This is a genomic window from Burkholderia sp. BCC1640, assembly GCF_902833125.1.
In the GTDB taxonomy this organism is placed as follows: domain Bacteria; phylum Pseudomonadota; class Gammaproteobacteria; order Burkholderiales; family Burkholderiaceae; genus Burkholderia; species Burkholderia diffusa.
In genome coordinates this window covers 232835-238915 of record NZ_CADFEF010000007.1, presented here as the reverse complement: position 1 = coordinate 238915, position 6081 = coordinate 232835, and the positions used below count along the sequence as shown (strand labels likewise).

7 protein-coding genes and 4 tRNA genes are annotated in these 6081 nt (G+C 59.1%); all 11 read left to right on the top strand.

All coding sequences use genetic code 11. The annotated features are described in order from the left end of the window. Positions 1 to 839 precede the first annotated feature (839 nt). The 11 genes from HWX25_RS10850 to rplL all read left to right on the top strand — a co-directional run bounded on the left by HWX25_RS10850 (position 840) and on the right by rplL (position 6017). Positions 840 to 925 (top strand) — tRNA-Tyr (locus tag HWX25_RS10850). Between the two features lie 43 nt (positions 926 to 968). After that, positions 969 to 1042 (top strand) — tRNA-Gly (locus HWX25_RS10845). A gap of 25 nt (positions 1043 to 1067) precedes the next feature. Next, a tRNA-Thr gene (locus HWX25_RS10840) sits at positions 1068 to 1142 on the top strand. A gap of 65 nt (positions 1143 to 1207) precedes the next feature. Further along, positions 1208 to 2398, top strand: a complete 1191-nt coding sequence (tuf, locus tag HWX25_RS10835; protein WP_006482910.1) for an elongation factor Tu — start codon at positions 1208 to 1210, stop codon at positions 2396 to 2398. A gap of 59 nt (positions 2399 to 2457) precedes the next feature. Next, a tRNA-Trp gene (locus HWX25_RS10830) sits at positions 2458 to 2533 on the top strand. A 42-nt stretch (positions 2534 to 2575) separates the two neighbouring features. After that, a complete protein-coding gene (secE, locus tag HWX25_RS10825) occupies positions 2576 to 2956 on the top strand; it encodes a preprotein translocase subunit SecE (RefSeq protein WP_059535562.1) in 381 nt (126 codons plus the stop codon). Between the two features lies 1 nt (position 2957). Beyond that, the gene (gene nusG / locus HWX25_RS10820) at positions 2958 to 3515 is read left to right on the top strand and encodes a transcription termination/antitermination protein NusG (protein WP_006400672.1); all 558 of its coding nucleotides are present in this window, start codon (positions 2958 to 2960) and stop codon (positions 3513 to 3515) included. A 140-nt stretch (positions 3516 to 3655) separates the two neighbouring features. Then, positions 3656 to 4087: a 50S ribosomal protein L11 gene (rplK, locus tag HWX25_RS10815; protein WP_006400671.1), complete on the top strand. Its 432-nt coding sequence runs from the start codon at positions 3656 to 3658 to the stop codon at positions 4085 to 4087. Then, positions 4088 to 4786 (top strand): 50S ribosomal protein L1, encoded by a 699-nt coding sequence (rplA, locus tag HWX25_RS10810; protein WP_059535563.1) that lies wholly within the window; start codon positions 4088 to 4090, stop codon positions 4784 to 4786. A gap of 295 nt (positions 4787 to 5081) precedes the next feature. Then, a complete protein-coding gene (gene rplJ, locus HWX25_RS10805) occupies positions 5082 to 5579 on the top strand; it encodes a 50S ribosomal protein L10 (protein ID WP_038715103.1) in 498 nt (165 codons plus the stop codon). A gap of 63 nt (positions 5580 to 5642) precedes the next feature. Beyond that, positions 5643 to 6017 (top strand): 50S ribosomal protein L7/L12, encoded by a 375-nt coding sequence (gene rplL / locus HWX25_RS10800; protein ID WP_021161757.1) that lies wholly within the window; start codon positions 5643 to 5645, stop codon positions 6015 to 6017. Positions 6018 to 6081: the final 64 nt, after the last annotated feature.

The following is a 6081-nucleotide window of genomic DNA, read 5'->3' as shown; positions in this document are numbered from 1 at the left end:
TCATGGTCATCGGGATCATCCCCAAACACCCTGCCTGAAAAACTAGCAGGATAGGTTGATTGCCCGGCTCAGTTTTCAGTCGGCGCGATCCCTACAAGTGGCTCAATTTCCGGTCGGCGTAAACACACGGACTTCAACGTTGTTATGTGCCGTACGAACTGGCGCGCCTTTTTTGAGCGTCCTGTTGCAGCATTGTGATGCCGCGGGAGTGCGACATGGAGGCAACGAAGACCGCGCGAAGGCACGAGAGAAGTCCTGATTTTGAATGAGGCGGCGGGGGCAGTGGGGCCCGATCGCGTCAAAACGGGATGGTATCGCGCCTGTTTTCTGTCCGCAGGAAGGAAGCGTGAGCCAATGGCGGCCCCTGTTCTGACGGTTCGATTCCTGCGTGTCGCAGCGGAGGATGCGAGCAGGCGCTATATCCGGAATCCGATGTCCGGTGTGGCGGAGCCTCTGCATAGAGCCTGGCTGACCCCGGCCGGGCGGTGTGCTGGCGCGCCACAGTTACACGGCTTCGGATTGGTCCTGGCGTTTGCCGGATGCCTTTGCAAATCCCGCCGGCATGGAAATTGCGGATTTTTTGCATCTACCCGCTTGGCATTATGCGCGGAAGGCCTTATGATGGCGGTCTTTCGTTTTTAGCGAAGATGCAAATCGACGCTGAAGACGGAGGTCTGACGAAGATGTGGGCGCCGATCGGCGGTCCTCTCGTGCTTGCCTCAGCCGGGCGAGCGTGGGTGTCGGGTGAGTCGCGCAAGTGGGCTGGAAGAGAATGAAAATAATCTTCCGGATTTGCTTGACAAGAGTGCGATGCACCCCCATAATCGTCAGTTCTCTACGGAGGGGTGCCCGAGTGGCTAAAGGGGGCAGACTGTAAATCTGTTGGCTTACGCCTACGTTGGTTCGAATCCAACCTCCTCCACCAGAACATCAGCGCAGAGAGCGGTAGGGAATCGTTAGTGGCCCGTGCGGGTGTAGCTCAATGGTAGAGCAGAAGCCTTCCAAGCTTACGACGAGGGTTCGATTCCCTTCACCCGCTCCAGTCCGTGTAGTTGAAGCGTAATAGCGCCCATGTGGCTCAGTGGTAGAGCACTCCCTTGGTAAGGGAGAGGTCGGCAGTTCGATCCTGCCCATGGGCACCAGCAGTAAAAAGTCAGTGTCTGTTTGCGCGCGGCGCAACATGTGAAATTCCTTTCGGGAGTTGAAAATGGCCAAGGAAAAGTTTGAGCGGACCAAGCCGCACGTCAACGTTGGTACGATTGGTCACGTTGACCACGGCAAGACGACGCTGACGGCAGCGATCACGACGGTTCTGACGAAGAAGTTCGGCGGCGAAGCGAAGGCCTACGACCAGATCGACGCGGCACCGGAAGAAAAGGCGCGCGGCATCACGATCAACACGGCACACGTCGAGTACGAAACGGCAAACCGCCACTACGCACACGTCGACTGCCCGGGCCACGCTGACTATGTGAAGAACATGATCACGGGCGCAGCGCAGATGGACGGCGCGATCCTGGTTTGCTCGGCAGCAGACGGCCCGATGCCGCAAACGCGTGAGCACATCCTGCTGGCGCGTCAGGTTGGCGTTCCGTACATCATCGTGTTCCTGAACAAGTGCGACATGGTGGACGACGCTGAACTGCTCGAGCTGGTCGAGATGGAAGTTCGCGAACTGCTGTCGAAGTACGACTTCCCGGGCGACGACACGCCGATCGTGAAGGGCTCGGCGAAGCTGGCGCTGGAAGGCGACACGGGCGAGCTGGGCGAAGTGGCGATCATGAGCCTGGCAGACGCACTGGACACGTACATCCCGACGCCGGAGCGTGCAGTTGACGGCGCGTTCCTGATGCCGGTGGAAGACGTGTTCTCGATCTCGGGCCGCGGTACGGTGGTGACGGGTCGTGTCGAGCGCGGCATCGTGAAGGTCGGCGAGGAAATCGAAATCGTCGGTATCAAGCCGACGGTGAAGACGACCTGCACGGGCGTTGAAATGTTCCGCAAGCTGCTGGACCAAGGTCAGGCAGGCGACAACGTCGGTATCCTGCTGCGCGGCACGAAGCGTGAAGACGTGGAGCGTGGCCAGGTTCTGGCGAAGCCGGGTTCGATCACGCCGCACACGCACTTCACGGCTGAAGTGTACGTGCTGAGCAAGGACGAAGGCGGCCGTCACACGCCGTTCTTCAACAACTACCGTCCGCAGTTCTACTTCCGTACGACGGACGTGACGGGCTCGATCGAGCTGCCGAAGGACAAGGAAATGGTGATGCCGGGCGACAACGTGTCGATCACGGTGAAGCTGATCGCTCCGATCGCGATGGAAGAAGGTCTGCGCTTCGCAATCCGCGAAGGCGGCCGTACCGTCGGCGCCGGCGTCGTCGCCAAGATCATCGAGTAAGCCAGTTATTCGTTGATCGACAGTTTTGGGGCTGGCAGCAGCCGGCCCCAACATGGTTTAGGGGTATAGCTCAACTGGCAGAGCGTCGGTCTCCAAAACCGAAGGTTGGGGGTTCGATTCCCTCTGCCCCTGCCAAAAATCGCCACGTGTCCCACGTGGCATTTGTTTTAAGGTGTTATGGCGAATCCATCCGTCGAAACTGTAAATACCTCCGGCGATAAGCTGATGCTGGCCCTGGGCGTATTGCTGGTCTTGGCCGGATTCGTGGGCTTCTTCTGGCTGGCCAACCAGCAGTGGTATGTCCGCGGCGCCGCATTGGCGGTAGGTATCATCGCCGGCGTGGCCGTCGGTCTGATGTCCGTGCCTGGCAAGAGCCTCATCGCATTTGCCAAGGATTCGTACAAGGAAGTCCGCAAGGTCGTATGGCCCACCCGCAAGGAAGCAACGCAAACCACGCTTGTCGTGTTCGGTTTCGTGCTCGTGATGGCGATTTTCCTCTGGTTGAGTGACAAATCGATCGAATGGGTGATTTTCTCGGCGATTCTGGGTTGGAAATGATATGAGCGATACTCCGGCATCCCCGAGCGGAAAGCGTTGGTACGTCGTGCACGCCTACTCCGGTATGGAGAAGAGCGTGCAGCGCGCGCTTCAGGAGCGCATTGAACGTGCTGGCATGCAGGATAAATTCGGTCAGATCTTGGTTCCGACCGAAGAAGTGGTCGAAGTCAAAGGCGGCCACAAGGCTGTAACCGAGCGTCGTTTCTTCCCCGGCTACGTGCTGGTGGAAATGGAGATGACGGACGAAACGTGGCACCTCGTGAAGAACACGGCGAAGGTCACGGGTTTCGTCGGCGGTGCACGTAACCGCCCGACCCCGATTTCCCCGAAGGAAGTCGAAAAGATCATGTCGCAGATGCAGGAAGGCGTCGAGAAGCCGCGCCCGAAGACCCTGTTCGAAGTTGGCGAGATGGTGCGTGTCAAGGAAGGCCCGTTCACGGACTTCAACGGCACCGTCGAGGAAGTCAACTACGAAAAATCGCGCGTGCGTGTGTCGGTCACCATCTTTGGCCGCTCTACCCCGGTCGAACTCGAGTTCGGTCAGGTCGAAAAAGTTTGATCCCGATTCGGTGGGCAGCCTCGGCTGCCCACCTTCGCGCTTACGGCTCGCGTTATGGCCGTTGAGGAGCGTCAGTAGCCAACGGCGAACGCGCGTTATCACTCACCGAACGCCGTCTGGCGTTCCAACGAGGTTTACAAATGGCAAAGAAGATTGTCGGCTTTATCAAGCTGCAGATTCCTGCAGGTAAAGCCAACCCGTCGCCGCCGGTCGGTCCGGCACTGGGCCAGCGCGGCCTGAACATCATGGAGTTCTGCAAGGCGTTCAACGCGCAGACTCAAGGCATGGAGCCGGGTCTGCCGGTGCCGGTGGTCATCACGGCATACGCTGACAAGAGCTTCACGTTCGTGATGAAGACGCCGCCGGCGACCGTCCTGATCAAGAAGGCGGCGAAGGTGGACAAGGGCTCGAGCAAGCCGCACACCGACAAGGTCGGTTCGATCACGCGCGCTCAAGCCGAAGAAATCGCGAAGACCAAGATGCCGGACCTTACGGCAGCTGATCTGGATGCAGCCGTTCGCACCATCGCTGGTAGCGCACGCTCGATGGGCATCACTGTGGAGGGCGTGTAAATGGCTAAGATCTCCAAGCGCCGTCAGGCATTTGCCGCCAAGGTCGACCGTCAGAAGCTGTACGCGATCGAAGACGCACTGGCACTCGTGAAGGAATGCGCGAGCGCGAAGTTCAACGAATCGATCGACGTCGCAGTCCAGCTCGGCATCGACGCGAAGAAGTCGGACCAAGTCGTTCGTGGTTCGGTCGTTCTGCCGGCAGGTACGGGCAAGTCGGTTCGCGTTGCCGTGTTCGCACAAGGCGACAAGGCCGAGCAGGCTCGTGCAGCAGGCGCGGAAATCGTCGGTATGGAAGACCTGGCTGAGCAGATCAAGGCTGGCCAGATGGACTTCGACATCGTGATCGCTTCGCCGGACACGATGCGTATCGTCGGTACGCTCGGTCAGATCCTCGGCCCGCGCGGCCTGATGCCGAACCCGAAGGTCGGCACGGTCACGCCGGACGTCGCGACTGCAGTCAAGAACGCGAAGGCTGGTCAGGTGCAATTCCGTGTCGACAAGGCCGGTATCATCCACGCGACCATCGGCCGTGCATCGTTCGAATCGACCGCACTGCGTTCGAACCTGTCGGCACTGATCGAAGCGCTGCAGAAGGCCAAGCCGGCAACGAGCAAGGGCGTCTACCTGCGCAAGATCGCACTGTCGAGCACGATGGGTGTCGGCGTGCGTGTCGACCAGGCTACGCTGGCAGCACAGTAAGCAAGTATTCGGGCCGCTTCGTTCGCGAAGCGGCCTACATGGGCTTTGGGCGGTTGTTCGTGCAGCAGGGCGGGCAACCGGTTATCAAAGACCGTTGGTGGGGCGCAGCAGGCAGGCGATCCCTTAATTCAAGCCAACGCAGATGGCGAACCCGAAAAAGTTTTGCAGTGGTGAAGCCGCAGGTCGTGAAGCGATTCACGGCGTGAGGTGGAAATACTCCTAACGAGGTCGGACGCCGTTGTTGAACGAGGTACGTGAGGTTTCGTGCCGAACGTATCGTTTCTGGAGGCTAACCGTGCCGCTTAATAGAGAAGACAAGCAAGCCGTCGTCGCTGAGGTTGCCGCGCAAGTCGCGAAGGCCCAGACCGTTGTGCTGGCTGAGTATCGTGGAATTGCGGTTGGCGATCTGACCAAGCTGCGCGCGAAAGCGCGTGAGCAACAGGTTTACCTGCGCGTGTTGAAGAACACGCTGGCGCGTCGCGCTGTTGAAGGTACGCCGTTTGCTCCGCTGGCAGAGCAGATGACTGGCCCCCTGATCTACGGCATCTCGGAAGATGCAATTGCTGCTGCTAAGGTCGTCAACGACTTCAGCAAGAGCAATGACAAGTTGGTCATCAAGGCTGGTTCGTTCGATGGCAAGGTGATGGACAAGGCTGGCGTGCAAGCGCTGGCAAGCATCCCGAGCCGTGAAGAACTGCTCTCGAAGCTGCTGTTCGTTATGCAATCGCCTGTTTCGGGCTTCGCGCGTGCTCTTGCCGCGCTGGCCGAGAAGAAGCAAGCAGAAGCTGCGTAATCGAGCGTGCATCAGCGTCACTGATCGCTGGCTGTATCCGAATTCAATTTAGGAGTATTTCAAATGGCAATCGCAAAAGAAGACATCCTGGCAGCAGTCGAAGGGATGACCGTTCTGGAACTGAACGAACTGGTCAAGGCATTCGAAGAGAAGTTTGGCGTGTCGGCAGCTGCAGTGGCAGTCGCTGGCCCGGCAGGCGGCGGCGCTGCTGCTGCAGCAGAAGAGAAGACCGAATTCACGGTCGTCCTGGCTGAAGCAGGCAGCAACAAGGTTGCAGTCATCAAGGCAGTTCGCGAACTGACGGGCCTGGGCCTGAAGGAAGCGAAGGACGTCGTTGACGGCGCACCGAAGGCTGTCAAGGAAGGCGTCGACAAGGCTGCTGCTGAAGAAGCCAAGAAGAAGCTGGAAGAAGCAGGCGCGAAGGTCGAAGTCAAGTAAGTTTCGACGCGCTGTGCGAAGGCTGGCGGTATTTTCACCGCCGGCCTTTTTGTGCTTTGTGGGG

Bases quoted from the DNA above. Each gene is read 5' to 3' on its own strand.
- rplL (WP_021161757.1), top strand. From the start codon at position 5,643: ATGGCAATCGCAAAAGAAGACATCCTGGCAGCAGTCGAAGGGATGACC.
- tuf (WP_006482910.1), top strand. From the start codon at position 1,208: ATGGCCAAGGAAAAGTTTGAGCGGACCAAGCCGCACGTCAACGTTGGT.
- rplA (WP_059535563.1), top strand. From the start codon at position 4,088: ATGGCTAAGATCTCCAAGCGCCGTCAGGCATTTGCCGCCAAGGTCGAC.
- rplK (WP_006400671.1), top strand. From the start codon at position 3,656: ATGGCAAAGAAGATTGTCGGCTTTATCAAGCTGCAGATTCCTGCAGGT.
- nusG (WP_006400672.1), top strand. From the start codon at position 2,958: ATGAGCGATACTCCGGCATCCCCGAGCGGAAAGCGTTGGTACGTCGTG.
- secE (WP_059535562.1), top strand. From the start codon at position 2,576: ATGGCGAATCCATCCGTCGAAACTGTAAATACCTCCGGCGATAAGCTG.